The organism is Tepidimonas sediminis, assembly GCF_007556605.1.
Taxonomy (GTDB): domain Bacteria; phylum Pseudomonadota; class Gammaproteobacteria; order Burkholderiales; family Burkholderiaceae_C; genus Tepidimonas; species Tepidimonas sediminis.
On sequence record NZ_VJND01000035.1, the window covers coordinates 1 to 531 of the forward strand.

At 70.2% G+C, this 531-nt stretch carries 1 protein-coding gene; it reads right to left on the bottom strand.

Features of this window, described 5'->3' with window-relative positions; all coding sequences use genetic code 11:
- Positions 1 to 531 (bottom strand): AAA family ATPase (locus tag Tsedi_RS12120; protein WP_143896961.1); only part of this gene is annotated, 531 nt, incomplete at both ends.

Sequence of the window (531 nt, forward strand, 5' to 3'; positions counted from 1 at the left end):
TGATGATCTCGCCGTCCCCACTGTGGATGCGGTAGTCGCGCACGTCGCGCACGCCGCACAGCACCACCGTCTGCGGAAAGGCCATCGGGCGCTGGGCGTAGCCGGCGCGGATCTGGCGCAGCAGCGAAATCAGCGTGTCGCCGATCAAGGCGTCGACTTCGTCCAGCAGCAGCACCGCGGGGTGGGCGGGGTCGGCGGTGCTCCAGCGGGCGAGCAGGCGAGTCAGCAGGCTCTCGGCCGGGGTGTGGCGCCCTTCGCCCTGCAGCCAGGTATCCAGCGAGTGGTCATTCAGGTAGGTGGCGGCCGCCAAGGCAATGGCGTTGCATGCCGCGGCCACGCCACGCTCGACCTGGCCGCGCGCGGCCTGCGCGGTCTCGATGTTGGCATACAGCGCCCGGTAGCGGCCCTGCCGGTTCAGGTGCTCCATCAGCGCCAGCAGCGCCGTGGTCTTGCCGGTCTGCCGCGGGGCGTGCAGCACGAAGTAGCGCTTGGCCTCGATCAGCGATTCGATCTCCGCCAGATCCACGCGCG